The following is a 26,018-nucleotide window of genomic DNA, read 5'->3' as shown; positions in this document are numbered from 1 at the left end:
GCGCTCAATCCCACAGGGCCGCGCGCAGCAGCGTCTCGCGCCGGTATTGCGCCCGGTCGTAGAAGCCGCGAACCTCGCCGCGCGCCATCACCATGATCCGGTCGGTCATGCCGATCAGCTCCTCGATCTCCGAGGAGATCAGCAGCACCGCCGCGCCCTCGCCGACCAGCTGGTTGATGATCTTGTACACTTCGTACTTGGCGCCGACGTCGATGCCGCGCGTCGGCTCGTCCAGGATGAACACCGAAGGCCGGCGCAGCAGCCATTTGGCGATCACCACCTTCTGCTGGTTGCCGCCGGAGAGCGTGCGCACCGCGGTGCGGTCGAGCGTGCGGGCGTTGACCTTGACCCGTTCCGCCATGGTCTGCGCCATCTCGCCCAGCTCGGCCGGGTTGAGGAGCCGCAGGAACGGGCCGGCATGGTCGGGCAGGGAGGGCAGCACGATGTTGTCGCGGATCGAGGCCTCCATCATCAGGCCCTCGCCGCGCCGGTCCTCGGTGAGGAAGGCCAGGCCCTGCTCCATCGCCTGGCGCGGCGAGCGCGGCGGCAGCCGGCGCCCGTGCACCAGGATCTCGCCGGCGGCGTAGCCGTCGAGCCCGAACAGGATCCGCGCCAGCTCCGAGCGCCCGGCGCCCATCAGCCCGGAGACGCCCAGCACCTCGCCGGGGTGGAGGTCGAAGGCGATGTCCTTGACCACGCCGGGCTGGGAGAGGCCGCGCACCGCGAGCGCGGCGCGGCTGCGGTCGGGCTCGGTCGTCCGCTCCGGGAACAGGTGGTCGATGGTGCGCCCGACCATCAGCGTGATCATGCGCTCGACGGCGAAGGCGGCGCGCGGCTCGGCCGCCATCACCTGGCCGTCGCGCAGCACCACGATGTCGTCGCACAGCCGCAGCACGTCGCCGAGGATGTGGCTGATATAGATCACCGACAGGCCCTGGCCGCGCAGGCGCTCGATGATGCCGAACAGGCGCTCGGATTCGCGGGCGGTGAGCGAGGTGGTCGGCTCGTCGAAGATGATCAGCTTCGCCTCGCGGCTCAGCGCCTTGACGATCTCGACCAGCTGCCGCTCGCCCTGGGGCAGGCGGCTCACCGGCGTTCCCGGCGCCACTTTCAGGTCGACGAGGTCGAGGGCGGCGCGGGCGCGCTCGCGCATGCGCCGCCGGTCGATGAAGGGCAGGCCTCCGAGCCGCGGGAAATGATCGAGGAAGATATTCTCCTCGATCGAGAGGTTGGGGAAGAGGCTGAGCTCCTGGTGGATGAAGGCGATGCCGCGCGCCTGCGCTTCGCGAGAGCTCTCCGGCGCATAGTCGCGCCCCTCCAGCTCGATACGGCCGCCGTCGCGGCGATGGATGCCGCCGAGGATGTTCATGGTCGTGGACTTGCCCGAGCCGTTCTCGCCGACGAGGCCGAGCACATGACCGCGCTTCAGCTCGAAGCCGACGTCGCGCAGCACCGGCACGCCGAAGAAGCTCTTGTCGAGGTTCTCGATGCGCAGCAGCACCTCCGCCATCGCCTCATCCTCCCCGGGCAGCGACGCGGTGGCGCACGGCGTCCGTCACCGCCGCGAACAGGATGACCCCGCCCTTGATGGCGTAGACCGCCGAGAGCGACAGGCCGAGGAGCTGCAGGCCGTTGTCGACGACGCTGAGGAACAGCACGCCGAAGAACACGCCGCTGACCTTGCCGCTGCCGCCGAACAGGCTGACGCCGCCGATGACAGCCGCGCCGATGACGTCGAGCAGGATGCGCTGGCCGAGGATCGGCGTGCCCGCCTCCAGGCGGCCGGTATAGACGATGGCGGCGACGGCGGAGAGCAGGCCGGAGAGCACGAAGGTGGCGATCACCACGCGCCGGACCGGCACGCCGGAGATGGCCGCCGCCTGCGGGTTGAGGCCGACCGCGAACAGCCAGCGGCCGAAGAGGGAGCGCGACAGCATGAGATGCACGCCGACGGCGATGGCGGCCGTGGCGATGGCGGCATAGGGAATGCCGAGGACGCCGCCATAGCCGAGCGCCAGGAAGGCCGGCGGCAGGGCGCCGATGCTCGATCCCGAGCTGGTGTGGCCGGCGGTGTACCAGATGGCCGCGCCGCTGAAGAACATCATCGTCGTCAGCGTCACCAGGAAGGAGGGCATGCCGAACAGGGCGGTGCAGGCGCCGTTGAGCGCGCCGATCGCCAGGCCGACCGCCAGGAAGGCGGCGACCGCGGCGAGCGGCGCCCAGGCGCTGCCGGCGAGATAGCCGTCCTGGCTGGTCATGATCGAGGCGCCGACGACGCTCGCCGTCGCCATGATCGAGGTGGCGGAGAGGTCGATCTGCGCCACCATCAGCACCAGCATCAGGCCGATGGCGGCGATGAACAGGGGCAGGACCTGAAGGAAGATATCCGTCAGATTGCTCGGATTGAGGATCTCGGGCACGAACGGCCAGATCGCCGCGACATAGAGCAGGGTCAGGCAGAGCACGAGATAGTCGGAAAACAGGACCCTGCGCACGAGCCGCATCGGGCGGGAACGGGTCCCGCCCGATGCGTCCGCGAGGGCGCTGCTCAGCTCCGCCATGGGGGCAGCCCGCGGGGCCACGCGGGCGGCAGGGCCTTGCCGCGGCTCACGGATTCTTCTCCTTCCAGACATGGTAGCCCCACATGTCCTCGCGCTTGGCCTCCAGCGTCGCCTGGCTGATGGCGAAGCCCGGGTCGATCAGCATCTGCGCGGGCTGCTTGCCGGCCCAGATGTCCTTGAAGGCGCCGTAGGCGAGGTCGACCTCGTAGAACAGGTTCTGCACGCCGTTGACGTCCATGTAGCCGGTGCTGAGCAGGCGGTAGCCGTTCTGGTCGCCGTCGAAGCCGGAGAACAGCACATGGCCCTCCTCGCCGGTCTTGTGCCACTTGCCGGCGGTCTTCAGCACCTGCTCGATCACCGCGTCCTGGGAGTCCGAGGGCGAGACCAGGAGATTGATGTCGGGGTTGGCCTGCAGGGCGTTGGTCAGGCCGGCGAAGGCCTTGTCGGTGTTCCACTCGGTGGCGACGCGGGCGACGACCTCGACGAGGTCCTTGTTCTGGTCGAGGATGTCGAGCGCGCCGTCGCGGCGCTGCACGGCGTTGTTGTCGCCGAGGTCGCCCATCAGCACGCAGGCCTTGTACTTGCCGCCCTGCTTCTTGGCGATGTCGACCAGCGCCTGCACCGTGATCTGCATGATCTTGCGGTTGTCGGCCTGGATGGCGATGTATTTGTTGTCGTTGGGCGCCGGCGGCCGGTTGAAGAACACGATCGGCACATTGGCCGCATTGGCGGTGCGGATGGCGGGAATCGCCGCGTTGTTGTCGGTCGGGATGAAGATGATCCCGTCGACCTTGCGCTCCACCATCGCCTTGACCTGGTCGTTCTGCTTGTTCTGGTCGCGGTTGGAGATCGATTCCAGCGTGGTCCAGCCATTCGCCTTGGCCTTGGCCTTGAGGATCGTATTGCCGGTGATCCAGAAGTCGGAATCGAAGGCGTCGAACATCAGCGCGATGGTCTTCTCCCCCTCGGCGCGGGCGGCGCCCGGCAGCGCCCCGGCGGCGGCCGCCGCGAACAGGCTCAGGGAAAACTGGCGTCGATCAAGGCTCATTGGTTTTTCCTCCCGTGTCCAGGCCGTGCGAACGCCCGAGGCCGGAATGGCCGGCGGGCGCAGTCCAGCGCGTCCTGCCGGCGCCGCGGCCACACGGGTCGCGCGGCGTGGCGCCGGCAAAGGCGCGTGATCGGTTCCGGCGGGTCACTTCGACGGTTCGCGCGGCAGAGCCCGGCGCGTCGGCCGTCGCAAGGGATTGGCGCCTCCTCCTCGAGCCGTCTCGCCGGGCTGACGCCCGCCGGCGGCTTCTTATGGACTAGGCATATCAGACCATTCTATTGTAGGACAAGTACCGGATGAAAATTCTGAGAACGGGCATGGTCGTGTCGGGCTGGCGCTATTCCTGGCGGGGCGAGGGGGCCATGGTCAGGGCAGGGCTGGCCGTATCGCGGCCGTCACGAGGACCTGCGGCCGAGCCATGACGCCTGATGCAACCCCGATGCGGATCGGCGCCCTCGGGCGGATGCCGCAGCTGCCCTCGCGGGTCGCCGCCGCCATCACCCAGGAGATCGCTGCCGGCCGCTTGAAGCAGGGCGACCGCCTGCCGCCGGAACAGGCGCTGGCCGACCGCTTCGGCGTCAGCCGCAACGTGGTGCGCGAGGCGATCGCCCGGCTGCGCTCCGACGGGGTGGTGCAGTCGCGCCAGGGCGTCGGCGCCTTCGTGGTCGGCAGCGAGGCGACGGCGATGCTGCGCATCGACGCCGAGCTGATGAACGACCGCCTGGTGTTCCAGAACGTCTTCGAGCTGCGCGCCATCCTCGAGATCCGCGCCGCGGGCCTGGCGGCGCGCCGCGCCGACGGCGAGCAGCGCGCCGCCGTCTCCGAAGCGCTGGAGCGCATGCGCAACGCCGCGGACTGGGCCGTGGACGGCGTGGCCGCGGACCTCGACTTCCACCGCGTCGTCGCCCAGGCCACGGGCAATCCCTATATCGCCACCGTGGTCGGCTTCCTCTCCGGCCAGATGCGCCAGAGCATCAGCTTCATGCGCCACAACCGCGCCGACCCCGACGGCAGCCTGGCGCGGATGAACATCGCCGAGCATTCCGCCATCCACGACGCCATCCTGGCGCGCGATCCGGCCGCGGCGCGCGAGGCGATGCACCGCCACATCACCAGCGCCGCCCGCCGCCTCGGCTACGATCTCTCCGACGGCGCCGAGCTGTCGAAGGATGCGGCGGGGCTGTGAGGGGCTTGGTCGCCGCGACGCGGCGGCGCGGTGGAGCAATTGGTCACGCGTTCGCGAGTAACTGAATCAAAGTAGCGCGCAGAACCCCTCTCCCGACTGGGAGAGGGGCAGGGGTGAGGGACTAGACTTTTCCGGAAAAGGCGAGATTTTTGACGCTCGTCGTATGGGTCAATACTTCTCTGGTGAGACGTTTAGACCCTCACCCCTGCCCCTCTCCCAGTCGGGAGAGGGGATTGCGCGCGTCGCGACTGGAGCAATATCGCGAAAAACACCTAACCCGCAGCATCCGCATCGGCCCGGTGCAGCGCGAAGCCGCTCGCGCCGGGGGCGCCCAGGCCGGGGCGCAGCTCCATGCTCGGGATCAGATAGTCGCCGCCGTTCTGCGGCCGATAGGGAATGGGCGGCGTGGTGGCGAGCGTCCGCATCCTCTCGCGCAGCCCTTCGGCCACGCGCTCGAACCCAGCCTCGTCGAGGCGGTCGACCCGGTAGGCGACGAAGGGCGGCAGCACGTCGTAGCCGGGATAGTAGAGGATGCCGTGCTGGATCGGGAACAAGAGGTCGTCGATCGGCCCGTTGATCCCGCGGGGCGCATAGTGCTCCTCCCAGCCGCCGGCCGTGACGATCAGCATGGCGCGCTTGCCGGCCAGGGTGCCCTCGCCGTAGCGGTCGCCCCAGCGCCTGTCGCTGTGCTCGCCGACGCCATAGGCGAAGCCGTAGGCGAACACCCGGTCGACCCAGCCCTTGAGGATCGCCGGCATGGCGAACCACCAGAGCGGGAACTGCAGGATCAGGACGTCCGCCCAGAGGAGCTTGTCGATCTCGGCCTTGACGTCGTCGGTCAGGGTGCCGGCCTCGAAGGCCTGCTTGGAGGCCGCAACGGGGATGAGCCGTCCGTCCGGCGCCAGCGCGGGGAAGTCGGCGCGGTCGACCTCGGAGGTCCAGCCCTCGGCATAGAGGTCGGACTGGCGCACCGCGTGGCCCTCGGCCTCGAGCGTGCGGATGGCGATGTCGCGCAGCGCGCCGTTGAGCGAGCGCGGCTCGGGATGGGCGAAGACGAGCAGGATGTTCATGGGGCAGATCCGATGCGATGAAACCGGCCCCTGACATGGACGGTCCGGCATTGATCCGATAGATCTTGGAAATGCATAGGATCATGCCGGAAAATGGATAGGCCGGATGTCACGCTGGAACGCATGCGCAGCTTTGTCCGCGTGGCCGAGCGCGGCAGCCTCTCGGCCGTGGCGCGCGAGCTCGGCATCGGCCAGTCGACGGTGACGCGGCACCTGCGCGAGCTCGAGGACGCCGTGGGCATGCCGCTGCTCAGCCGCACCACGAGGCGCGTTGCCATGACCGAGGAGGGCGGCCGCTACTATGCGCACTGCATCCAGATCCTGCGCCTGGTCGAGCAGGCCGGCGACGAGGCGCGGGACCGGCGCGGCGCGCCGGCCGGCACGATCCGCATCTCCTGCACCGCGGCGATCGGGGTCCTGCATGTCAGCCGGCTGATCTTCGCCTTCCAGGACCTCTATCCCCACATCGGCATCGACCTCAGCCTCACCGACGAGCGCATCGACCTGGTGCGCGAGGGCGTCGACGTGGCGCTGCGCCTCGGCCCGCTCGCCGACAGCGCGATGAAGCTCCGCGCCCTCGGCCGCAGCCGGCGCCTGCTGGTGGCCGCGCCGGCCTATCTGGCCGTGCGCGGCCGGCCGACCTACCCCCGCGACCTCACCGGCCACGAAGGCATCCGCATGTCGAACGTGGCCGGGAGCGACACCCTGCATCTGGAGGGGCCGGACGGCGCGGAGCATGCGGTGCCCTTTGCCGGACGGCTGCGGGTCGATCACGGGCTCGCGGCGCGCGAGGCCATGATCGCCGGGCGCGGCATCGCGCCGGCCCATCGCTGGCTGGTCGACGACCTGCTGGCCGACGGCCGCCTCGAGGCGATCCTGCCCGACCACACGCTGCCCTCGGTGCCGCTGAGCCTGCTCATCGTGCCGGAGCGGGCCGGCATCGCCCGCGTCCGGCTGCTGATCGATTTCCTCGTCGAGGCGATCGTCGGCATCCCGGGCATCGAGCGGCCGCAGCGCTGACCGGCGCGCCGCCTCAGACGTCCAGGCTCTGCGGCAGGATGACGAGGTCGCGGATGGTGATGGTCCGTGGCCGGCTCAGCATGAACAGCACGGCCTCGGCTACGGCCTCAGGCGGCATCAGGCTGCCGGCGGCGAGCGCCTCCTCCATCTTGGCCTTGGGCCAGTCGTCGAGCAGCGCCGTGACCACCGGCCCGGGCGCCACCGCGCCGACGCGGATGCCGTGCGGGGCGACCTGCCGGCGCAGCGTGTGCACGAAGGCCTGCACCGCGTGCTTGGAGGCGGTGTAGATCGGCTCCCAGACCACCGGCACCAGGCCGGCGATGGAGCTGGTGAGGATGATGTCGCCGGTCCGGCGCTCCACCATATGCGGCAGCACGGCGTGCACGCTGCGGAACGCCGCATTGATGTTGAGGTTCAGCATGCGATCCCAGGCATCGGGATCGCCCGCGACCACCTCGCCGCCGACATAGGCGCCGGCATTGGCGTGGAAGATGTCGAGCCGGCCGGCGCTCGCCAGGATGCGCGGCATCATGCCGGCGACGCCGGCGGGATCGACGAGGTCGACCACCGCCGGGATCGCCCGCTCGCCAAGCTCGGCGTGGAGCGCCGCCAGCCGGTCCGCCGCCCGGTCGATCAGCACGACCGTCGCCCCGGCGGCCAGCATCGCCCGGGCGCAGGCGAGCCCGATGCCGGAGGCGGCGCCGGTGACGGCCGCGACTTTGCCTGCAAACTCTTGGCTCATTCTGCCCTCTTGTCTGCGCCGCCCGTCAGGCGCGGCCGTGGGAAACGCGCGAGCGGCGGGCGAGAGAGTCGACGATGACGGCGATGGCCAGGACGCCTCCGGTGATCATGTAGCGGAGCGACGAGGACAGATCGAGCAGCGTCAGCCCGCTGGCGATGGACTGGATGACGATGATGCCGAGCAGGGCGGAATAGGCGCTGCCCCGCCCGCCGAACAGGCTGGTGCCGCCGATCACCGCCGCGGCGATGGCGTTGAGGTTGACGTCGCCGGTGCCGGCCTGCTGGCTGGCGCTGGCGAGGCGCGCGGCCGAGAGCACGCCGCCGGCGGCTGCGAGCGTGGCGCAGAGCGCGAAGGCGCTGAGATGGATCGCCCCGACCTTGATGCCGGCCCGGCGCGCCGCCTCGCGGTTGCCGCCGACCGCGGTCATCGAGCGGCCCCATTGTGTGCGCCTCAGCGCATAGTTCATCGCCATGACGAGGACGACGAAGAGGCCGAACATCCAGGGCACGCCGCGGTCGAGGTTGAGGTAGCCCGCGACGAGCTCCAGCGCCGCGGTGACGGCGACGGCCTGCAGGAGGAGGCCGCCGGGCGAGCGCGCGGACAGGCCCGCCGCCCGCCGGCGCCGCGCCGTCCGCCAGCCGGCCAGCAGCTCCGCGAGGCCGGGCAGGGCGGCGAGGGCGTAGGACACGGCGTCCGGCATCACCAGGAGCTGGCCGAAATTCACCAGCGCGGATTCATAGGGCAGGTTGATCGAGCCGGTCGGTCCCAGGATGGTGAGCTGCAGCCCGAGGACGGCGAGCAGGCCCGACAGGGTCGACACGAAGCTCGGCATGCCGAGCCTGTTGTAGAGCACCGCATAGAGGCAGCCGATCGCGCAGCCGGCGGCGAGCGCCGCTGCGATGGCCAGCGCGACCGGCCAGTCCTGCTGCACCCAGAGCACGCCGAGCAGCGCGGAGGCGAGGCCGCTGACCGAGCCGACGGACAGGTCGATCTCGCCGACCATCAGCACGCAGACGATGCCGAGCGCGATGACGCCCACGGTCGAGCAGTCGAACAGCAGGTTGACCAGGTTGTTCGGCGACAGGAACACCGGGTTGAGCCACTGGAAGATGGTCCAGATGATCGCGAGCCCGACCACGACCGGCAGCGAGCCGAGATCGCCGGCGCGCACGCGATCGATGAAGGCGCGCAGCGCGCCTGTGACGCCGCTGCGGTCCTGCAGGCGCTCGTCGCGGCGGTCGAGCAGGTGCTTGGCGCCCGTCTCGCGGTCGGATGCGGAGGTCATGGCCGCCCCTCCAGGTTCGGCACGCTGCCCTCCTCGCGCGCCGCGCGCCGGCCGGCGCGGCGGCTGGCGGCATTGTCGGCGGCGCCGGTGATGGCGCTGACCAGCTCCTGGTTGGAGGCGTCCGGCGAGAACTCGCCATTGTTGCGCCCGAGCCGGAGCACGACGATGCGGTCGGCGACCGCGCGCACGTCCTCCATGTTGTGGCTGATCATCACCACGCCGAGGCCGCGGTCGCGCACCCGCTCGATCAGGTTGAGCACCTCGGCGGTCTGGGCGACGCCGAGGGCCGCGGTCGGCTCGTCGAGCAGGATCACCTTCGGCTGCATCAGGAGGGAGCGGGCGATCGCCACGGTCTGGCGCTGCCCGCCCGAGAGCGCCGCCACCGGCTCGCGCACGCTCGGGATGCGCGCCGAGAGCTCGTTCAGCAGCGTCCAGGCGCGGACCTCCATCGCCACCTCGTCGAGCTGCCAGGGCGCGAGCTCGCGGCCGAGGAAGATGTTGGCGACGACGTCGAGATTCTCGCACAGGGCGAGGTCCTGGAACACGGTGGCGATGCCGAGCCGCAGCGCCGCGCCGGGATCGGCGAGCGTCACGGTCCGGCCCTCGAAGGCGATGGTGCCGGCGCTCGGCTGGTGGGCGCCCGCCAGGATCTTGACCAGGGTCGACTTGCCCGCGCCGTTGTCGCCGACCAGCGCCACGATCTCCCCGGGATGGATGTCCATGTCGATGTCGGCGAGGGCGTGGATGGCGCCATAATTCTTGGAGATGCCCTGAAGGCTGAGCACGGGCCGGTGGGCGGGCGCGGAGATGGTGGCGGGATCAGTCATCGAATCCATTCCGATCTGGCGGCTGTCCGGCCGCCGGGAGACGAGCGGCCGGACGCCTTCGGGAATAGCCGTGTCGAGCGCGACGCCGGCCTCTCCCCTCCCCACCCATCTCGGGTGTTCCCGAGATGGGCTCATCAGTGAGCAAGTCGGAAACATCCGACTTGCGGCGGGGAGGGGTACGGGGTGGGGGTCGTACAGAATGAGGTGGATCGGCCTGCAAAGGGCACCTTGTGACGCACGTTGCGCTCAATTCTGATGGACCCCCAACCCCTTACCCCCCCGCAAGGGGGAGGGGATTGGCAAGCGTTGCGCGTTCATCGACAATCGTCACGTCCTCCCCGGCCATATTGGGCCAGCGCCCCGCGTCGATTCATGTATTTCCGGCCGGACCTCAGTCGATGATGCCGAGCTTCTTGCAGCCCTCGGCATAGCGTCCCGTGCACAGCTGCTCGGGCGTCTGGATCTTCTTGTCGATGATCTCCGCCTTGAGGTTCTCCGCCGTCACCACCGCCGGCACGAAGAGCTGGGATGGCGTATCGTAGAGCGTCGTCTCGGCTTTCGGCGTCTCCCCTTTGAGCAATTGCACCGCGACGTTGGCCGCGGCGGCGGCGACGATCTCGCTCGGCTTGGAGATGGTGTTGTACTGGTCGCCGGCGATGATCAGCTGCAGCGCCGCGATGGTCGCGTCGTTGCCGGTGACCGGCGGCACCGGGTTGACGCCCGCCGCCTTGAAGGCGGCGATGGCGCCGCCGGCCGTGCCGTCGTTGGCCGCCACGACGCCGATCACCTTCTTGCCGAAGCGGGAGATCTGGCCCGCCGCCCATTGCTGGGCATTGGTCGGCAGCCAGTTGGGCGTGTCGAACTCGGCGAGGGTCTTGTAGGAACCCCCGGCGAGGCCGTCATGGCTGCCCGCCTTGATCAGGCCGGCGGCGGCATCGGTCGGCGAGCCGTTGATCTGCAGCACGCCGACATCCTCCACCGCGACGTTGCGCGCCTTGAGATGGTCCACCAGCGAGGCGGCAATGGCCTTGCCGATCGCCTTGTTGTCGAAGGAGACGTAGAAGTCCGCCTTGGCCTTCGGGATCGGCCGGTCATAGGCCACCACCTTGACGCCCTGGCTCTGCGCCACGTGCACCAGCGAGGCGGCCGCCGCGGAATCGACGGGGTCGAGCACGATCACCTTGGCGCCCTGGGCGATCACCGAATTGAACTGCTGCTGCTGCTTGGAGACGTCGCCGTCCGCGTTGAGGTACAGCACCTTGCAACTGGCGCACAGCTTGCCCATCTCGGCCACGAAGCCGGGATGGTCGTGCTCCTCGTAGCGGGTCGAGCCCTGGTCCGGCATCAGGAAGGCGACGGTCGCGCCGGAGACGTCGCCGGCCATCGCCGACGAGGGCTGGCCGCCGAGGATGGACAGGGCCAGCACCGCGGCGCCGGCCAGCTTCATGGAAAATTCGTGCATCGGGCTTCCTCCTTCTGGTTGTTGCGGTCGTCCGACATTGGCGTCGGGCGCCGTTCTCTCGGTTCGAGCGAAAGGCAGGCGTCGTCGGTCGCCGGCAGGGCCTGCCGGCGTCGTTCGAGCCGTTCGTGCCGGTGTGGTCCTCGGCGCTAAGCCGCTCTGGCTGTGGCGATATTGGCGGCCAGCAGCCGCCGGAACTGCGATGGCGGCATGCCTTTCTCCGCCAGGAACTGCCGGTTGAAGTTCGAAAGATTGTTGAAGCCGACCTCGAAGCAGATCTGCGAGATCGTCGCCTGCTCCTCGCTCATCAGGATCTGGCAGGCGAGGTTGATGCGCAGCCGCTTGACATATTGCAGCAGCGACATGCCGGTGTGCCGGCGGAACGCCCGCGAGAAGGCGCCGGTCGACTGGCCCGCGATCGCGGCGAGATCCCCCTCGTGGAAGGGCTGGGTGAGGTTCTCGCGGATATAGGCCAGCGCCTGGTTGATGCCGGCCGACATGTAGCCGGAGGGATCGGGCAGGTAGCTCTCGCTGGCGAGGACCCGCTTGGCCCGCTCCCGGCTGAGCAACCCGAGGATCATCATGAAGAGCTCGATGCGCCTGACGCCGTGTGCCTGCATGATCTCCTCCATCAGCGGCGCGACGCCCCGGCTCGTCTCCTTGCCGAACAGCACGCCCCGGCGCGACAGATCCAGCAGGGGCGAGAGGCCCTCCAGCTCGGGAAAGGCCTGCACCGCGCCGGCGATGAAGCCTTCGCCGAACTGGATGATGCGGCAGCGCAGCGGCACCCTCTGGCCGGCCGGCACGTCGCTGATCCAGTTGTGCGGCAGGTTGGGGCCGGTCAGGACCAGGTTGCCGGGCTCGAACTCGCCGATGAAGTCGCCGACGAAATAGCGGCCGGAGGTCGCTGCCACGAGGTGGAGCTCGAACTCGGGGTGAAAATGCCAGCGCACCGTGTGATAGGGATAGCCATGGGAGCTGGTGGCAAAGGACTCGCCCGGCCTGATCTGAATGACCTCCAAGTCGGGTCCCATGATCGATCCTCCCGCGGGCCCGCCGCGCACGACGTCGCCCAAGGTGCTGTTCGGCCGCGTTTTTCGGGCTCGCTTCCATGAACGATAGCGGCGCTCGCCGGCGCGCGCCACCACAGGACGCCGCCCCGACTGATACGTTTTTGACCAAAACGGGGGTCGAACCCGACCGGAGGCGGCAAAAGGCCGGCCGGATCGGGCGCCCCCGGAAAGGACGATGGCCGGAGCGGGTGCCGCGATCCGAGGCGCCTGCCGCCGGGACCCGTCGCCTGCGGCGAAGTCACGCCGTGCCGCCGGATGGCGAAGGCGCCCGTTCCCGCCTGGTCGGTCTTGACTTCACCCGAACGCCGTCCATGGTCCCTGTCGGCCTCCGGGGCGGAGGGACCGGCAGAAGAGGACGAACGGACCATGGTGGCATGACGGTCTGCGTTTCACGGCGGGCGGCCCTGGCCCTGGCACCCCTGGCCATGGCGTTTCTGGCTGGCGGAGCCGCGCCACGCTCGCCCGACCTGCGCGGCTCGCGCGTCCGCTACATGCCGATCGACGGCCAGAGCAATGCCTACAACCCGCCCAGCGGCGCGATCAGCCCGTTTGCCGGCCTGCCGCCCGCCGCCGACGCCTTCGGCTTCGCCAATTACTTCGCCCAGCGCGGACCCAAGCCGGCCGACGTGTCCCGTATGGACCGCCTCAGCGTGCTGCAGGACCATGCCCGGGCGAACGCCTCCCTGGCGGTGCTCCTGGCCCATGCTCTCGCCGGAGGCGGGCCGGCTCGCCTCTGGAACACGACGGGGCAGGGCGCGCGGCCGCTCGGCACCTTCCTGCCCGGCGGCACCTGCTGGGACAATGCCCTCACCGCAGCGCGCCAGGCTCGCCAGGTCATCGAGCAGTCCGGCGGGCAGGCCGAGCTCGGACCCTATGTGTTCGTGCACGGCGAGACCGGCCCGCACAGCCCCGTCTATGAGACGCTGCTCCGCCAGTTCGCCGCCGCCATCCGCCCGGCCATCGCCCAGGCCTTCGGCGCGCCATCGATGCCGCCGCTGATGCTGGTGCAGATCAACGAGGCGGAAGATGCCGGCGATCACACCTGGCCGGCCCAGTCGCAATACAAGGTGGCCCGCGATACGCCCGGTGTTCATCTGGCATGCCCGCTCTACTACGCGCCGCTGCACGATCTCAGCCACACCACCCTTCCGGGGCGCGTGATGTTCGCGGCGGCGCTGGCGGATGCGATCGCGACGCTGGAGCAGACCGGGCAGTGGCAGCCCCTGTGGCCGACCTCCGTGAAGCGTCAGGGAGCCGTCATCCGCGTCCGATTCCATGTCCCCTATGGCGGCGCCTTGGCCATCGACCAGGACTGGGTCCGCCCGACGCCAAATTACGGATTCCAGTTCACGGATGATTCCGGCGCTCCCCCGCCGATCTCCGCGGCGGCGATCAGCGGACGTGACGAGGTGACGGTCACGCTTGCCGCCGAACCGCGCGGCGGCAATCCTCGCCTTCGCTATGCCTGGTTGAACGATCTCGACCATGACGGCTGGTCGGGAGGTCGAGGGCAGGTGATGACAGTGACCAGCAAGCGGAGCCCCTTCCTGGAGCTCGGCCTCGGCGTCCCCGAGCAGCTTCGTCACTATGCGGTCCGGTTCGAGGAGCCGTGCAGCTAGCCGCCGACGACGACGGCGGCAAGGCACCCGGCGCGGCATGCCGTGCCCTCGTGCCTCGCGCCTCATCATTCGGACTTGCGCCACGCCCCGAAACTTTCTAATGGATCGGCGCCCAATGGATGTCGGAGCGTAGCGCAGCCCGGTTAGCGCACTAGTCTGGGGGACTAGGGGTCGGAGGTTCGAATCCTCTCGCTCCGACCATTGGGGCCTTCTCGCCAAGCATTACGGACTTGTCCCGGCCGCCCTTCGCGGCGGCGGGCAAGGCGGTGGACGTGAGCCATTCCGTCCGATCCCGGCGCCGTTTCGGCCGGGCGACGCACCGATATTGCTCAAGAGTGGACGAGAGGGCGGGGCCTGTCAGGGCTCGAGGCCTCGCCGCGACTCAGGGATCGCCGGATCGGATGCGCGGCGATTCGCGCGAGCGCAGCGCCGGCTGCGATTCGAGCGGATCCGCGGAGCCGAGCGGGCAATCGCCTGACAGGTCCGCTCTCCGGTGGATCAGGCAGCGTGCTTGCGATGTGGCGGCTGGCCGGGCTCGGCATGGGCCGCGAGGGATAGCCTGTGCTGGAGGGAGATGCCGGCATCATCGCATTATCCTGAAAGTCATATCGAATTATTCGATGGTCGTCATCGACCCGTCGCAGTGGCGCGGTCTGTACTCCTCAAGATCAATGAGCCATCTCGGCGGCATGGGCGGTCTCATGGCCGTGTCGCACAAACGTTCCACGCCGACCTGAAGGTAAAAGCGATGGCACCTGTCTCGATCCAAGGCAGCAACAAGGTCGGATCGTCAGAGCCCTGACCGATGGAATGCGGTCGGCAATCGTCGAGCGGACCGACAGCGACATGTCGCTCGCCGCGGTGGTCTTCGGGGTCCGCGCCCCGCTGCCGCACCGCGACGAAACCTTTGCAATCCGAGAGAAAGGAGGCGGACCATGCTCGCGCCGCTCACGACCCAGATCGTCGGCAGCTATTCCAAGCCGGAATGGCTGTTCGATCGAACCAGGCGGTCAAGCGTCGACGGCAGCGCGTGGCGGGTCCTGCCACCCCACCTCGACGAGGCTCGCCGCGACGCGGCCCGCCTGGCGCTCTACGATCTGGAACGCGCCGGCCTCGACCTCGTGACCGACGGCGAGGCGCAGCGGCCGGCATATGATCACTATTTCTACGGCCGCCTCGCCGGCGTCGACGTCGACACGCTCGGCGTGCTTCCGCGACACAGCGAGATCGATCACGTCTCGCAGACCCGCGCCGACCGGGCCCAGGACGGCGACTGGCAGCACAGCCGCGTGCCGCGCATCGTCGGCGAGATCCGCTGGCCCGGCCCGCTCAGCGTCGACGAGGTGGTCTTCGCCAAGCGCCATGCGCGCCGGCCGTTGAAGGCGACGGTCGTCGGCCCGCTCACCTCGTACACCAAGCTCGTCGACGATTTCTATCGCGACGAGGAAGCGGCCATCATGGCCTTGGCGGAGGCGCTCAATGCCGAGATGCGCGCGCTGGAGGCCGCCGGCGCCGACGTGCTGCAGATCGACGAGCCCGCCTTCCACTCCCGCTTCTCCCTGGCCAAGCAGCTCGGCCCGGCGGCGATCGAGCGCGTCACCCGCGGCCTCGCCGTGCCGGTGGCGGTGCACGTGTGCTACGGCTATGCCTATTACCGCACGGCCAAGCGGCCGAGCGAGAGCTATGCCGACGTGCTGGAACTGATCGCGGGCTGCGACCGCGTCGACGCCATCAGCCTCGAATACGAGCAGCCCGGCCATCAGCCCGACATCCTGCGCCATTGCGGCGCCAAGCACGTCGTCCTCGGCCTCCTCAACCTCGGCAGCGAGGCGGTCGAGACGCCGGAGCACGTCGCCGAGCGCCTGGGCGCCGCCGTCGACGTCGTGCCGCCCGAGCGGCTGCATCCGGCCTCGGACTGCGGCATGTGGCACCTGCCGCGCGACGTCGCCTTCGGCAAGGTCAGCGCCCTGGTCGAGGGCACCGACATCGTCCGCCGGCGCCTCGGCCTGCCGCCGCGCAAGGCCTGATACGCGCCACGCCGGGCGAGCCCGGCCGCGGCAGAACCGAACGGATTGCTTGCGCTCGCCAGCTCCTCCAGCAGGACGTCACCGATGAAGAGTTCGATTGCTGCCCTGGCCGTCATCTCCGGCCTTCTCGCGGCAGGCCTGGGACTTGCCGCGACGATGTCGGCGACGGCCGCGCGTGCCGGCGGCGCCCTCACCGTCTCGTTTTCCAATCCGGCCTACAAGGCGTTCCTCGAGGAGGCGGGGCGCCGCTTCGAGAGCGACCATCCGGGCGTGAGCGTCGCGTACATGGCCCCCGTCGCGACCCATGGCGAGCATCTGGCGCGAACCCTCAGGCTGGCGGTCACCGGCGAGCTCCAGGATGTTTCCTTCCAGAGCTACGACCAGATTGCCATCCTCGCCCGTCGCGGCCTCGGCGTGCCGCTGAACGGCCTCATCGCGGCGGAGAAGGACTGGAACGCCGTCGGCCTCACGCCCGCGTCCGTCGATGCCTGCAAGGTCGGCGACAGGATCTATGCGCTGCCATTCGAGAGCGCGACCCCGACGCTGTTCTTCAACCTGGATCTCGTCCGCCGCGCCGGCGGAGATCCGGACCATCTGCCGACCGACTGGGACGGCATCCTCGCGCTCGCCGGCAAGATCCACGCGCTCGGCGACAAGATCACCGGCGGCTTCTTCGACTACAACGCCAGCGGCAACTGGACCTTCCAGGCGATGATCACCAGCCAGGGCGGCCGGCTGATGAGCGAGGACGACGGCAAGATCGCCTTCGACGGGCCGGAAGGCCGCCGCGCGCTCGACATCATTCGCCGCTTCGGCCAGACCGGCATGGTCGACATGAGCCAGGATCAGGCCTTTCAGGCGTTCGCCGCCGGTCAGATCGGCGTGATCACGCAAGCGAACACCTATCTCAGCTCCTTCGAGGAGAAGGCCAGGGGCCATTTCGAGATCCGGACCATGCGCTGGCCGCTCCTGTCCGACAGGGGACGCATCCCCATCGGCGGCCGCAGCATGATGATGCTCACGACCGATCCGAAAAAGCAGGCGATCGCCTGGGACTACATGAAGTTCGTGGCGAGCGCTCCGATGCAGACGCTGCTGGCGAAGATGACGAGCACGACACCGGTCAACATGATCGCGATCCGCGGCCCGGACTATCTCGGGGCGTTCTATGCGCAGCCGAACCAGCGCGCCGCCGTGGAGGCGCTGCAGTCCGTGACCGGCTGGTACACGTTTCCAGGCGGCAACGCCGCCCGGATCGTCGAGACATTGCGCACCCATCTGCGCAACGTCGCCATCGAGCAGACCGACGTCGACAAGGCCCTCGCCGCCATGACGAGCGACGTCAAGGCCCTGCTCCCCTGACGCCGCGGACCGCAGTCGTTTCGTCACGAAGCGTCGTTAGGCTTGATGTCCGCCGCCGCGATCCCGAGCCGGCGTCCCAGCCGGCAGCATCGGCGGGAGCGGCGGCAGACGGCCTTGGATCGTGGTGAACGGGCGGAGACGGCGAGATGAGCAGCGAAGGCCTGCCGAAGCTGGCGCTCTGGCGGCGCGTCCAGCAGGACATCGAGCAGCAGATCCGCAGCGGCAGCCTGCAGCCGGGGGCGTGGCTGCCCAGCGAGGGGCAGCTCGCGGCGTCCTTCGACGTGCATCGCCATACGGTCCGGCGTGCCATTGCGCGGCTCAGGGAGAAGGAGCTCGTCACCGTCGTCCACGGCAAGGGCGCCTATGTCACGGATCGCCAGATCTGCTACCGCATCGGCCGGGCCACGCGCATGACGGCCGCGATCCTGCGTACCGGACGGACCGCACAGCGCCGCGTGCTGTCGAGCAGCGAAATACGGGCCGACAAGCGGCTGGCCGCGCTGCTCTCCCTGCCCACGGGACACCCGGTCTGCCGGGTGCGGACATTGCGGATGATCGACGAGCAGCCGGTCTCGTTGACGACCTATTTCTATCCGCTGCCGCGGTTCGCCGGCATCGGCCGCTCGATCGCCGAGACCGGATCGGTGTCCGAGGCGCTCGGCCGGTATGGCGTCACCAGGATGCAGCGCAACGACATGCACATCCGCGCCTCGCTGCCGTCGGTGCAGGAAGCCCGGACCTTGCAGATCGGGCGCAGCAAGCCGCTCGTCGAGCTGCTCAGCGTCAATCTGGACGCCAGCGGCGTGCCGATCCAGCACGTGCACGGCAAGATCGTGTCGGAATGCCTCGACGTCGTGGTCTCGCTGAACGACTGAGGGGCGCCGCGCGATGGAGTGCCCCTCGAAGGCGAGTCGCCGCCGGTCTCACGCCATGGTGACGACGACCGGATAGTGGTCCGAGCCCTCGGCGTCGTAGCGAACCTCGATCGCCTCGACGCGATCGGCCAGGCTTTCGCCGACGAAGCAATAGTCGATGCGGCGCGTCCGATCGCCGCTGGTCGCCCCGTCGATCTCTCCCTGGCCGATGCCGATCTGTTCGTCACGGCCCGCGGCGACCCAGGCATCGACGAAGCCGCCGAGCCGCGGCACGCGGGTCCAGCGATTGCCGGTGGCGCCGGCGAGGAGGTCATAGGCCTGTCCGCTCGGCAGCAGGTTGAGATCGCCCAGCAGCACGGCATTGTCCGGCACGGGGGCCAGCACCGGCTCGGACGCGAAGCTGGCGTCCTTGGGATGCGTGCCGCTGAGCGGCGCGCCCTCCAAGCGGGCCCGCCGGTGGATGTCGAGCAAGAATGCCAGCTGCAGCGCCCGCTGCTCCTCGGAGAGATGGCAGAGATGGGTGTTGTAGACGCGGAGCGGCCCGAGCGGCGTGTCGACACTCACTTCGATGAGCGCCTTCTGGATGTCGAGCTTGGGACCCGCGGCGCCGTATTTCGGCAAGGGGAAATTGCGTGCCGTCAGGATCGGATAGCGCGACAGGACGACATTGCCGGAGCGGCGGCGCCTGCCGCGCACGACGTCGCCGGTCGCAGCGTCACGCTTGACCACCTCGACGCCGGGGCCGTAGGCGAGATCGTGCTCGGGCATCAGCTCGCGGATCAGCTCGACCTGGTCGACATTGCCCGAGCGGTCCCAATGGCTGTCCACCTCCTGCAGGCCGATGATGTCGACGTCCCGCACCGCATCGAGGGCGCGGGCCAGATCGCAGCGGCCGTCGCGGCCGACGCCGAAATGAATGTTGTAGGTCGCCAGCTTCATCGGCCCGGCTCCTCCTTGATGCGACGGCTGGAAAAAGCGTCAACGATCGGCGGCTTCGGTGTCCGGCATCCCCGGAAAGCGCCGGCGGCCGGTAAAGGCTTCGTAGTGACGGATGCCGCCGCAGCGCATCCAGCCCGATATGTCGGTGATGAGAAGCTCGTCGGGCTCGTGGCGGACGATCTCGATCGTCTCTGCCAGCCCCAGTCCCAGCCGCATCCGCAGCCAGCCCACGCGCCGCCGGCCGCGCAGATCGGGCCGCCACTCGCCCTGCATGTCCGTGACGAAGGCGAGGGAGGGTATCCAGACATGGCGCGTCGGGCCGACGGTCTCGTCGCGCCCCTCGTGCGTGTGCCCGGACAGGACCAGGCGCACATGTCCGCTCGCCAGGTACGGACGGATCAGGCCGCGCGCCCGCGGATACCAGACGCTCTGAAAGATGTCGGTCTCGCCGATGTCGTCGCGGAACACCGGCTTGTGGAAGAACAGCGACACCGGCCGCGCGCCGGCCCCCGCCATGGCGTCTTTCAGGAAAGCGGCCTGCTCCGCCTCGGCGGGGAGGCCCGAGCCGCACAGCAGGCCGTCGAGGCCGATGATCCGCCACCCGTCGATGTCGCGCGTCCAGAAATCCGGGCCCATGACATTGCGATAATGGTCGAGCAGCGCCTGCGAGATCGTGATCTCACCTCTCGTGTCGATCGTCTCGGGCGGCGGCGGGTTGTTGCCCACGTCGTGGTTGCCCGGCACCATCAGCCAGGGGCAGGGCAGGCGGTCGAGCTGCTCGCGCGCATAGGCGAGGTCGTCGGGATGGCTCGGCGCGTTGAGCGCGACATCGCCGCCCGCCAGCACGAGATCGGGCGGGTCCGCTCGCATTGCCTGCAGGAAGATTTCCCAGTTGAACTGGAAGAACGGACGCGCCCGCGACAGATGCATGTCGGAGACGAGGATGATCGTCGAAGCCATTGCGCGTTGTCCCTGATGAGGTTGATCGGGGGCCTGTCCTCAGAATACCGGGCGTCCCTCCACCCAGACGTTCCGCAGCGCCGGCTCGCCGTCGATCACCGCGACGTGGAGCAGGTCCGCCCGTCGCCCGGGCGCGATGGCGCCGCGATCATCGAGGCCGAAGGTCTGCGCCGGCCGGGCGCTGACCAGCGCCGTCGCCGCTTCGAGCGGCATGCCGCCATCGGCGAGGAGGAAGACCGCCCGAAGGAGGCTTGAAGGGATGTAGTCGGAGCACAGGATCTGCACCGCGCCGGCCGCCGTCCGCTCGCGCATCGACAGGAAGCCCTTGTGCGACCGGCCGAACACCACGTTCGGCGCCCCGGCGATCACCGTCATGCCGGCGGCGCCCGCCGCATCCATGGCCTCCGGCGTCACCGGGAACTCGCAGATGGTCATGCCGAGATCGCGCGCTTCCTCGATGTGCCAGCCGCGCGTGTCGTCATGGCTGGCGCAAGCGATGCCGCGTGCGGAGAAGGCCTCGACCAGCGCCCGGCGGCGCGCTCCGAGATTGGCGGCGCCGTCGGCGTTGCTCTCTTCTTCGAGGGTGGCGAGGCAAGCCTCGTCCGTGATCCCGCGGGTGCCCATCACGAAGCGGAAGCGGTCGCGATCGCGCGGCGCGCTGTCCTCCATCAGGGTAGCGAAGACGAGCCGGGGATCGCGGAGGAAGGGCGAAGCCAGCTCGACGATGTCGGCGCGCGGCACCTCGCAACGCAGGTGCAGCCGATGGTCCGCGCGCAGCAGGCCGCGCCGGCGCGCGGCGTCGAGACCCTCGACCATCATCGGCAGCGCCTTCAGCCGGTCCGGCTTGCCCATCGCGCCGACCACCAGCGAGTCGAACACCGTGGTGATGCCCGCAGCGATGGTCAGCGCGTCATGCGCCAGAACGGCTGCGACCGGATTCCAGAACACGCCGGGACGGGCGACGATGTGCTTTTCCAGATTGTCGGTGTGGACGTCGATGAAGCCTGGCAGCAGATAGTCGCCGCCGAGGTCGAGGCCGGCGCCCGCCCGCCGCTCCGCGTCGATTGCCGCGATCCGCCCCTCCGCCACCGTGAGCGCACCGGCGACGACCCCTTCCGGCGTCACGATGCGGGCGTTGCGGATCGTCCACGCAGGAGCGGGAGCGGGTTGGGCGAGACGGTCGGCGATGGAGGCGGGGAGCATGATGCAGCAACCGGCGTGGAGGACGTGGATCGGGGCGCGGCTCAGCGGGTGCAGCCGGCAAGCAGCGGCCGGACCTGCCCGGCGAGGGCGGGGAGCGCCTCGGCCGCGCGCCGGCGGCCGGTGACGACCGCGTTGATCGCCTCCTGGATGACGTCGACGATCCTGACGCCGTTGGGGCCGCCCCAGTTGTACCAGCCGGTGCCGACGGCGAGCGCGGCGAGGCCGGCTCGATTGTTGGGCGCCTCGGCATAGGCCGGCCCGAGCAGCGCCGGATCGTCCAGCGCCTTCTGGTTGCCCGGCATGTAGCCCGTGTATGTCGCCACGTGCTTGGAGCTGACCGGGCCGGTCGCGAAGGTCAGGAATTCCCAGGCTGCCTTGCGCAGAGCGGGATCCCTGGTCGTGATCGCCGCGACCGAGCCGCCCGCCGGCAGGCGGCCGGCCTCGCCGGACAAGGGAAGGGGCAGGATGCGCAGGCTGAACTTGCCGGCGGCCACCGTCGCCATGCGGGCGATCTGCGAGGTGGAGCCGGCATAGATGCCCACCGTGCCGGCGGCAAAGGCGGCCCGAACCTGGTCCTGGCTGTAGGCGGGCATGCCCAGCGCGTGGAACGTCTCCAGCGTCTCGAAGGCGGATTGGCCCGGCCTTTCGTCGAAGCGCAACCGGCAGCCGTCGGGCGTGCCCATCTCGCCGCCGGCGCTGTTGACCAGCTGCTGCAGGCCCCAATTGCCGGAGGCGTCGTAGGCGAAGAAGAAGCCGACATAGCCCGGATCGAGCGCCGCGATCCTGCGCCCTGCCTCCGCGAGGCCGCGCCAGTCCTGCGGCAGACCCGCCACGGTCAGCCCGGCGCGCCGCACCAGATCCTCGTTCACATAGAGGACCGGCATGGAAATGGCGAAGGGCAGGGCGTAGACCTCGTCGCCGAGGCGGCCCAGGGCGAGCATCGAGTCGCGATAGCCCATCGCCTTCCACTGCGCCGGTCCCTGCACGAAGCCGTCGAGCGGCACCAGCAGGTCCCGGTCCTTCAGCACGCGCAGATAGTTGAGGCCGGTGAAGAACACGTCCGGGATCTGCCCGACGAGGGCGCCGCGCAGCATCTGCGGCGTCGCCGTGTCGTAGCTGCTGGCGGGGGGCCAGAAAGAGATCTTGATGTCGGGATGGGCCGCTTCGAACTCGCCGGCGATGCGTTCCAGCACCGGCTTGTAATTGTTCGGATAGGCATAGAACACCTGCAGCGTGGTCTGCGCCCATGCTGCCGTTCCCGATGCCATCCCGAACACGCATGCAGCGATGGCGGCCAACATCATGCTGAGAACCGGAATGCGCATGCGCCTTCTCCCCACCGCCGACGATCGGTGCGAGCTGGGTGCCTTGCGGACGTGACAATCGGGTGAAGACCTCGGTCGCCGCATGCGTATCACTGCGCCAGTGATTGGTGTTTGGTGCGCTTCGGCGCCATCCGCAGGCAATGCCGAAGCTCTCTGCGGCCCTGGCTGGCCCGGCTTCGTCGCACAAAGCTCATACGAGCCTTGGCCTTGTCTGCGGCCACGGCCTGCGTTCGCGCCTAGAACCATCGCAGCTGCGCCGCTGCGGATCGACCGCCGCTGTCGCCAGGCATCCCCGGGGAGATCGCCGAACGTGTCCGAGACGACCGCTTCTCCGCAGGCGCGCTGCAGACGGGACGCCGCCTTCCGTCCCGAGCGGCCCGACCGCCGCAGCCTGATCTCCACCCTGGCCCTGGCGCGCCTGGCCGATCTCGACGCGCTGTGGGACGCGATTGCCGACAAGCCGTCCTTCGCCTGGCTCAAGGAACCCCAGCGCGGCGCCGCCATGGTGCGGGCGCGCGCCGGCGGCACCGGCATGACGTTCAACCTCGGCGAAATGACCGTCACGCGCTGCGTGATCCAGCTCGAGACCGGCGAGATCGGCGTGGCCTACGTGGCCGGACGCAGCCGCCGTCACGCGACGCTCGCCGCGATCTTCGACGCGATGCTGCAGCGAGAGACCGGCGCCGGCCGGCCGATCCTGCACGGTGTCGAGCGGCTCGCCGGGGAGATCATCGAGCGCCGCCGCCGCGCCGCCGCCGAAGCCGCGGCGACCAAGGTCGATTTCAGCATGCTGGTGCAGGGAGCGGACACATGACGGCGCAGGCGTCCCGGCCAGCGGCCGCACTTTCGGAAGCGGCGCTGCGCGACCAGACGATTTTCCGCACCCTGTTGCGGGGCCTTTCCTTTCCCGGGCGCGTCGTTCCGCTCCCCGCCCTCGCGCAGGCGCCGGAGCCGCTTTGTCCGGCGCTGTCCGGGCTGATGCTCGGGCTTCTCGACCAGGATGCGGGCCTCTGGCTCTCGCCGGGTCTCGATTGCAGTCCGGTGCGCGCCTTTCTCATCCATCGCGCGTCGGTACGCTTCGTCACGACCCCGCGCGAAGCCGCGATCGCGGCGATCGGCGATCCCGCCGACCTGCCCGGACTGGACGACTTCCATCCCGGCGAGCCCGCTTGTCCCGAGCGTTCGACCACGGTGCTGCTGCGTGTGCCGGCACTGACGGGCGGACCCGCCATCGCCCTGCGCGGCCCCGGGATCGAGACCTCGGCGGTGCTGGCGCCGCGCGGCCTGTCGGCCGGCTTCTGGGGCGAGTGGGCCCGCAACCATGCCCGCTATCCCCTGGGCATCGACCTGATCATGACCGATGGCATCGGGCTCGCCGGCCTGCCGCGCAGCGTCGGGCAGGAGTAGCCATGCTCTCGACCGTCACCGGCGGCGAAGCCGCCATTGCCGCCGCGCATGAGCTGCTCGCCCGCAAGCGGCGCGGCGATCCCGCCGTGCCGGAGCTCGGCGTCGACCAGGTGCGCGAGCAGCTCTCGCTGGCCGTGGACCGGGTCATGAGCGAAGGCTCGCTCTACGATCCGACGCTGGCAGCACTCGCCATCAAGCAGGCGCAGGGCGATCTCGGCGAAGCGATCTGCCTGCTGCGCGCCTTCCGCACCACGCTGGAGCGTTTCGGCGAAAGCGAGGCGGTGGATACCCCATCCATGCTGATCCGCCGCCGCGTCGCGACCACCCACAAGAGCGTGCCCGGCGGCCAGCTGCTGGGGCCGACCTACGACTACACTCACCGCCTGCTCGATTTCGCGCTGATGGCGGAGGGCGGGGAGGGGCCCCCCGGTCCAGCCCCTGCGGCGACGGCGGAGGCCGAACCGGCGACGCTGGGCGCGCTCGAAGACCACGCCCTGCTGGAGGCCGCGCTGGCGGGGCCGGACGACACCGAGCCCGGCGACGTCACCCGCGACGCCATCAGCTTCCCGAGCCGCCGTGACGTGCGGTTGCAGGCCCTCGCACGCGGCGAGGAAGGCTTTCTGCAGGGTCTCGCCTACTCCTCCATGCGCGGTTTCGGCCGCAACCACCCCTTCATCGCCGACCTGCGCCATGGCGAGGTCGAGGTGGAGCTTCATGTGCCCGAGCTCGGCTTTTCCGTCTGCGTGGGCGAGATCGCGGTCACCGAATGCCAGACCGTGCATCGCTTCCCCGGGGATGCCGCGCGTCCACCCCAGCTCACGCGCGGCTACGGCCTCAGCTTCGGCCATTGCGAACGCCGCGCCATCGCCATGGCTCTGCTCGACCGGGCGATGCGGGGCGCCGAGTTCGCGGAAGAGGCGGAGTTTCCCGCGCAGGACGAGGAATTCGTGCTCGCCCATTCCGACGGGGTTGATGCCTCCGGCCTGCTCCAGCACCTCAAGCTTCCGCACTATGTCGATTTCCAGGCCGTGCAGCAGCTTCTGGAGACGCTGCGCGCCATCTGGCCGGCAAGGCCGCAGGAGTTGCCCGATGATTCCGGACGATGACGAGGACGCGGGCGGCCATACCTTCGCCTATCTCGACGAGCAGACCAAGCGCATGGTGCGCCGGGCCATCATCAAGGCGGTGTGCATTCCCGGCCACCAGGTCCCCTTCGGCAGCCGCGAGATGCCGCTTCCCGCCGGCTGGGGCACCGGCGGATTGCAGGTGACGGCGAGCCTCATCGGTCCGGACGACGTGCTGAAGGTCATCGACCAGGGCACCGACGCTGCGACCAACGCGCTCAGCATCCGCGCCTTCTTCCGCCGCGTGGCCGGCATCGCGACCACCGAGCGCACGCCCGAGGCGAGCATCGTCCAGACCCGCCACCGCATACCCGAGACCCCGCTGGAGGAGCATCAGATTCTCGTGCTGCAGGTCCCGCAGCCCGAGCCGCTGCGGCAGCTGGTTCCCCGCGAGCCGGCGGCGCGGCGCATGCACGCACTCGCCGATTACGGGGCGATGTATGTGAAGCTCTACGAGGACATCGCCCGCTTCGGCCGGGTGACGTTGGCCTACGACTACCCGGTGCGGGTCAACGGGCGATATCTGGCGTCGCCCTCGCCGATCCCCCGCTTCGACAATCCGAAGCTGCACCGCGGTCGCGCGCTGGCGCTGTTCGGCGCCGGGCGCGAGCGCCGACTCTACGCCATCCCGCCCTATACCCGCGTCGAGAGCCTCGATTTCGAGGACCATCCCTTCGAGGTGCAGCGTTGGAGCGTCGGCTGCGCGCTGTGCGGATCGCGCTCCAGCTATCTCGACGAGATCGCCGGCAGCACGCGCGGAGAGCGTGTGTTCGCATGCTCCGACACCGATTACTGCGGGGCGCGCCGCGCCTCCGGCTCCAACGACCTCGCTCCGGTCGAACCTAGCGCAGCCGGGCGTTCGCGCATCTCCGGGGAATGAGCGCGCGAAAATTTCTGGAGCGGCGC

General features: G+C 69.6%; 23 protein-coding genes and 1 tRNA gene. 11 read left to right on the top strand and 13 right to left on the bottom strand.

Annotated elements, in window-relative coordinates; translation table 11 throughout:
- Window positions 1-4 precede the first annotated feature (4 nt).
- From QO011_RS11835 to QO011_RS11825, 3 genes are all read right to left on the bottom strand, one after another.
- Entirely contained in the window at window positions 5-1,510 is a 1,506-nt protein-coding gene (locus QO011_RS11835) for a sugar ABC transporter ATP-binding protein (RefSeq protein ID WP_307271984.1), read from the bottom strand.
- Window positions 1,511-1,514: 4 nt separating this feature from the next.
- On the bottom strand, window positions 1,515-2,495 hold the full coding sequence (locus tag QO011_RS11830) for an ABC transporter permease (protein ID WP_307271981.1): 981 nt from the start codon (window positions 2,493-2,495) through the stop codon (window positions 1,515-1,517).
- 112 nt (window positions 2,496-2,607) lie between these two features.
- Entirely contained in the window at window positions 2,608-3,609 is a 1,002-nt protein-coding gene (locus QO011_RS11825) for a sugar ABC transporter substrate-binding protein (protein WP_307271978.1), read from the bottom strand.
- 418 nt (window positions 3,610-4,027) lie between these two features.
- Here QO011_RS11825 and QO011_RS11820 point away from each other — a divergent pair, with 418 nt between their 5' ends.
- On the top strand, window positions 4,028-4,795 hold the full coding sequence (locus QO011_RS11820) for a FadR/GntR family transcriptional regulator (RefSeq protein WP_307271976.1): 768 nt from the start codon (window positions 4,028-4,030) through the stop codon (window positions 4,793-4,795).
- Window positions 4,796-5,067: 272 nt separating this feature from the next.
- Here QO011_RS11820 and QO011_RS11815 read toward each other — a convergent pair whose 3' ends face one another.
- Entirely contained in the window at window positions 5,068-5,865 is a 798-nt protein-coding gene (locus tag QO011_RS11815) for an NAD(P)H-dependent oxidoreductase (protein WP_307271973.1), read from the bottom strand.
- A 93-nt stretch (window positions 5,866-5,958) separates the two neighbouring features.
- Here QO011_RS11815 and QO011_RS11810 point away from each other — a divergent pair, with 93 nt between their 5' ends.
- On the top strand, window positions 5,959-6,885 hold the full coding sequence (locus QO011_RS11810; protein ID WP_307271970.1) for a LysR family transcriptional regulator: 927 nt from the start codon (window positions 5,959-5,961) through the stop codon (window positions 6,883-6,885).
- 13 nt (window positions 6,886-6,898) lie between these two features.
- On the opposite strand, the gene QO011_RS11805 is transcribed toward QO011_RS11810, so the two are convergent.
- The 5 genes from QO011_RS11805 to QO011_RS11785 all read right to left on the bottom strand — a co-directional run bounded on the left by QO011_RS11805 (window position 6,899) and on the right by QO011_RS11785 (window position 12,232).
- Window positions 6,899-7,627: an SDR family oxidoreductase gene (locus tag QO011_RS11805; RefSeq protein WP_307271967.1), complete on the bottom strand. Its 729-nt coding sequence runs from the start codon at window positions 7,625-7,627 to the stop codon at window positions 6,899-6,901.
- A gap of 25 nt (window positions 7,628-7,652) precedes the next feature.
- A complete protein-coding gene (locus QO011_RS11800) occupies window positions 7,653-8,912 on the bottom strand; it encodes a sugar ABC transporter permease (RefSeq protein WP_307271965.1) in 1,260 nt (419 codons plus the stop codon).
- Complete coding sequence (locus tag QO011_RS11795; protein WP_307271961.1) at window positions 8,909-9,739, bottom strand: ATP-binding cassette domain-containing protein; 831 nt, start codon at window positions 9,737-9,739, stop codon at window positions 8,909-8,911. Before QO011_RS11795 ends, QO011_RS11800 begins: the two co-directional genes overlap by 4 nt.
- A gap of 391 nt (window positions 9,740-10,130) precedes the next feature.
- Entirely contained in the window at window positions 10,131-11,201 is a 1,071-nt protein-coding gene (locus tag QO011_RS11790; protein ID WP_307271959.1) for an ABC transporter substrate-binding protein, read from the bottom strand.
- A gap of 146 nt (window positions 11,202-11,347) precedes the next feature.
- Entirely contained in the window at window positions 11,348-12,232 is an 885-nt protein-coding gene (locus QO011_RS11785; protein WP_307271957.1) for a helix-turn-helix domain-containing protein, read from the bottom strand.
- A gap of 413 nt (window positions 12,233-12,645) precedes the next feature.
- On the opposite strand from QO011_RS11785, the gene QO011_RS11780 reads away from it, so the two are divergent.
- The 5 genes from QO011_RS11780 to phnF all read left to right on the top strand — a co-directional run bounded on the left by QO011_RS11780 (window position 12,646) and on the right by phnF (window position 18,154).
- On the top strand, window positions 12,646-13,890 hold the full coding sequence (locus QO011_RS11780) for a hypothetical protein (RefSeq protein WP_307271954.1): 1,245 nt from the start codon (window positions 12,646-12,648) through the stop codon (window positions 13,888-13,890).
- 123 nt (window positions 13,891-14,013) lie between these two features.
- Window positions 14,014-14,091: transfer RNA gene (locus tag QO011_RS11775), tRNA-Pro, on the top strand.
- A 734-nt stretch (window positions 14,092-14,825) separates the two neighbouring features.
- Window positions 14,826-15,917, top strand: a complete 1,092-nt coding sequence (locus QO011_RS11770; protein ID WP_307271951.1) for a uroporphyrinogen decarboxylase/cobalamine-independent methonine synthase family protein — start codon at window positions 14,826-14,828, stop codon at window positions 15,915-15,917.
- 84 nt (window positions 15,918-16,001) lie between these two features.
- Window positions 16,002-17,279: an extracellular solute-binding protein gene (locus tag QO011_RS11765; RefSeq protein ID WP_307271948.1), complete on the top strand. Its 1,278-nt coding sequence runs from the start codon at window positions 16,002-16,004 to the stop codon at window positions 17,277-17,279.
- A 146-nt stretch (window positions 17,280-17,425) separates the two neighbouring features.
- Window positions 17,426-18,154, top strand: a complete 729-nt coding sequence (phnF, locus tag QO011_RS11760; protein ID WP_307271945.1) for a phosphonate metabolism transcriptional regulator PhnF — start codon at window positions 17,426-17,428, stop codon at window positions 18,152-18,154.
- Between the two features lie 48 nt (window positions 18,155-18,202).
- On the opposite strand, the gene QO011_RS11755 is transcribed toward phnF, so the two are convergent.
- The 4 genes from QO011_RS11755 to QO011_RS11740 are packed head-to-tail and all read right to left on the bottom strand — an operon-like array spanning window position 18,203 to window position 22,581.
- On the bottom strand, window positions 18,203-19,093 hold the full coding sequence (locus QO011_RS11755) for an endonuclease/exonuclease/phosphatase family protein (protein WP_307271943.1): 891 nt from the start codon (window positions 19,091-19,093) through the stop codon (window positions 18,203-18,205).
- A 39-nt stretch (window positions 19,094-19,132) separates the two neighbouring features.
- Window positions 19,133-20,053, bottom strand: coding sequence for a metallophosphoesterase family protein (locus QO011_RS11750; protein ID WP_307271940.1), 921 nt, complete (start codon window positions 20,051-20,053; stop codon window positions 19,133-19,135).
- A 39-nt stretch (window positions 20,054-20,092) separates the two neighbouring features.
- Window positions 20,093-21,256 carry an alpha-D-ribose 1-methylphosphonate 5-triphosphate diphosphatase gene (locus QO011_RS11745; protein ID WP_307271937.1) on the bottom strand — a complete coding sequence of 388 codons (1,164 nt, stop codon included), beginning with the start codon at window positions 21,254-21,256 and terminating at the stop codon, window positions 20,093-20,095.
- A gap of 41 nt (window positions 21,257-21,297) precedes the next feature.
- Window positions 21,298-22,581 carry an extracellular solute-binding protein gene (locus QO011_RS11740; RefSeq protein WP_307271934.1) on the bottom strand — a complete coding sequence of 428 codons (1,284 nt, stop codon included), beginning with the start codon at window positions 22,579-22,581 and terminating at the stop codon, window positions 21,298-21,300.
- 310 nt (window positions 22,582-22,891) lie between these two features.
- Here QO011_RS11740 and phnG point away from each other — a divergent pair, with 310 nt between their 5' ends.
- The 4 genes from phnG to QO011_RS11720 are packed head-to-tail and all read left to right on the top strand — an operon-like array spanning window position 22,892 to window position 25,992.
- Window positions 22,892-23,395, top strand: a complete 504-nt coding sequence (gene phnG / locus QO011_RS11735) for a phosphonate C-P lyase system protein PhnG (RefSeq protein WP_307271930.1) — start codon at window positions 22,892-22,894, stop codon at window positions 23,393-23,395.
- On the top strand, window positions 23,392-23,988 hold the full coding sequence (gene phnH, locus QO011_RS11730; protein WP_307271926.1) for a phosphonate C-P lyase system protein PhnH: 597 nt from the start codon (window positions 23,392-23,394) through the stop codon (window positions 23,986-23,988). The genes phnG and phnH overlap by 4 nt, the downstream gene beginning before the upstream one ends.
- A gap of 2 nt (window positions 23,989-23,990) precedes the next feature.
- Window positions 23,991-25,094, top strand: coding sequence for a carbon-phosphorus lyase complex subunit (locus tag QO011_RS11725; protein ID WP_307271923.1), 1,104 nt, complete (start codon window positions 23,991-23,993; stop codon window positions 25,092-25,094).
- Window positions 25,078-25,992: an alpha-D-ribose 1-methylphosphonate 5-phosphate C-P-lyase PhnJ gene (locus tag QO011_RS11720; RefSeq protein ID WP_307271922.1), complete on the top strand. Its 915-nt coding sequence runs from the start codon at window positions 25,078-25,080 to the stop codon at window positions 25,990-25,992. Before QO011_RS11725 ends, QO011_RS11720 begins: the two co-directional genes overlap by 17 nt.
- Window positions 25,993-26,018: the final 26 nt, after the last annotated feature.

Source organism: Labrys wisconsinensis (assembly GCF_030814995.1).
GTDB lineage: Bacteria > Pseudomonadota > Alphaproteobacteria > Rhizobiales > Labraceae > Labrys > Labrys wisconsinensis.
The sequence above is the reverse complement of the archived record's forward strand: the minus strand, read 5'-3'. Positions and strand labels throughout refer to the sequence as shown.

Coding starts and splice junctions, on each gene's coding strand:
- QO011_RS11725 (WP_307271923.1), top strand. CDS start 23,991: ATGCTCTCGACCGTCACCGGCGGCGAAGCCGCCATTGCCGCCGCGCAT.
- phnF (WP_307271945.1), top strand. CDS start 17,426: ATGAGCAGCGAAGGCCTGCCGAAGCTGGCGCTCTGGCGGCGCGTCCAG.
- QO011_RS11750 (WP_307271940.1), bottom strand. CDS start 20,053: ATGGCTTCGACGATCATCCTCGTCTCCGACATGCATCTGTCGCGGGCG.
- QO011_RS11770 (WP_307271951.1), top strand. CDS start 14,826: ATGCTCGCGCCGCTCACGACCCAGATCGTCGGCAGCTATTCCAAGCCG.
- QO011_RS11815 (WP_307271973.1), bottom strand. CDS start 5,865: ATGAACATCCTGCTCGTCTTCGCCCATCCCGAGCCGCGCTCGCTCAAC.
- QO011_RS11835 (WP_307271984.1), bottom strand. CDS start 1,510: ATGGCGGAGGTGCTGCTGCGCATCGAGAACCTCGACAAGAGCTTCTTC.
- QO011_RS11790 (WP_307271959.1), bottom strand. CDS start 11,201: ATGCACGAATTTTCCATGAAGCTGGCCGGCGCCGCGGTGCTGGCCCTG.
- QO011_RS11745 (WP_307271937.1), bottom strand. CDS start 21,256: ATGCTCCCCGCCTCCATCGCCGACCGTCTCGCCCAACCCGCTCCCGCT.
- QO011_RS11780 (WP_307271954.1), top strand. CDS start 12,646: ATGACGGTCTGCGTTTCACGGCGGGCGGCCCTGGCCCTGGCACCCCTG.
- QO011_RS11825 (WP_307271978.1), bottom strand. CDS start 3,609: ATGAGCCTTGATCGACGCCAGTTTTCCCTGAGCCTGTTCGCGGCGGCC.
- QO011_RS11795 (WP_307271961.1), bottom strand. CDS start 9,739: ATGACTGATCCCGCCACCATCTCCGCGCCCGCCCACCGGCCCGTGCTC.
- QO011_RS11785 (WP_307271957.1), bottom strand. CDS start 12,232: ATGGGACCCGACTTGGAGGTCATTCAGATCAGGCCGGGCGAGTCCTTT.
- QO011_RS11720 (WP_307271922.1), top strand. CDS start 25,078: ATGATTCCGGACGATGACGAGGACGCGGGCGGCCATACCTTCGCCTAT.
- QO011_RS11805 (WP_307271967.1), bottom strand. CDS start 7,627: ATGAGCCAAGAGTTTGCAGGCAAAGTCGCGGCCGTCACCGGCGCCGCC.
- QO011_RS11755 (WP_307271943.1), bottom strand. CDS start 19,093: ATGAAGCTGGCGACCTACAACATTCATTTCGGCGTCGGCCGCGACGGC.
- QO011_RS11820 (WP_307271976.1), top strand. CDS start 4,028: ATGACGCCTGATGCAACCCCGATGCGGATCGGCGCCCTCGGGCGGATG.
- QO011_RS11740 (WP_307271934.1), bottom strand. CDS start 22,581: ATGCGCATTCCGGTTCTCAGCATGATGTTGGCCGCCATCGCTGCATGC.
- phnH (WP_307271926.1), top strand. CDS start 23,392: ATGACGGCGCAGGCGTCCCGGCCAGCGGCCGCACTTTCGGAAGCGGCG.
- QO011_RS11765 (WP_307271948.1), top strand. CDS start 16,002: ATGAAGAGTTCGATTGCTGCCCTGGCCGTCATCTCCGGCCTTCTCGCG.
- QO011_RS11810 (WP_307271970.1), top strand. CDS start 5,959: ATGGATAGGCCGGATGTCACGCTGGAACGCATGCGCAGCTTTGTCCGC.
- QO011_RS11800 (WP_307271965.1), bottom strand. CDS start 8,912: ATGACCTCCGCATCCGACCGCGAGACGGGCGCCAAGCACCTGCTCGAC.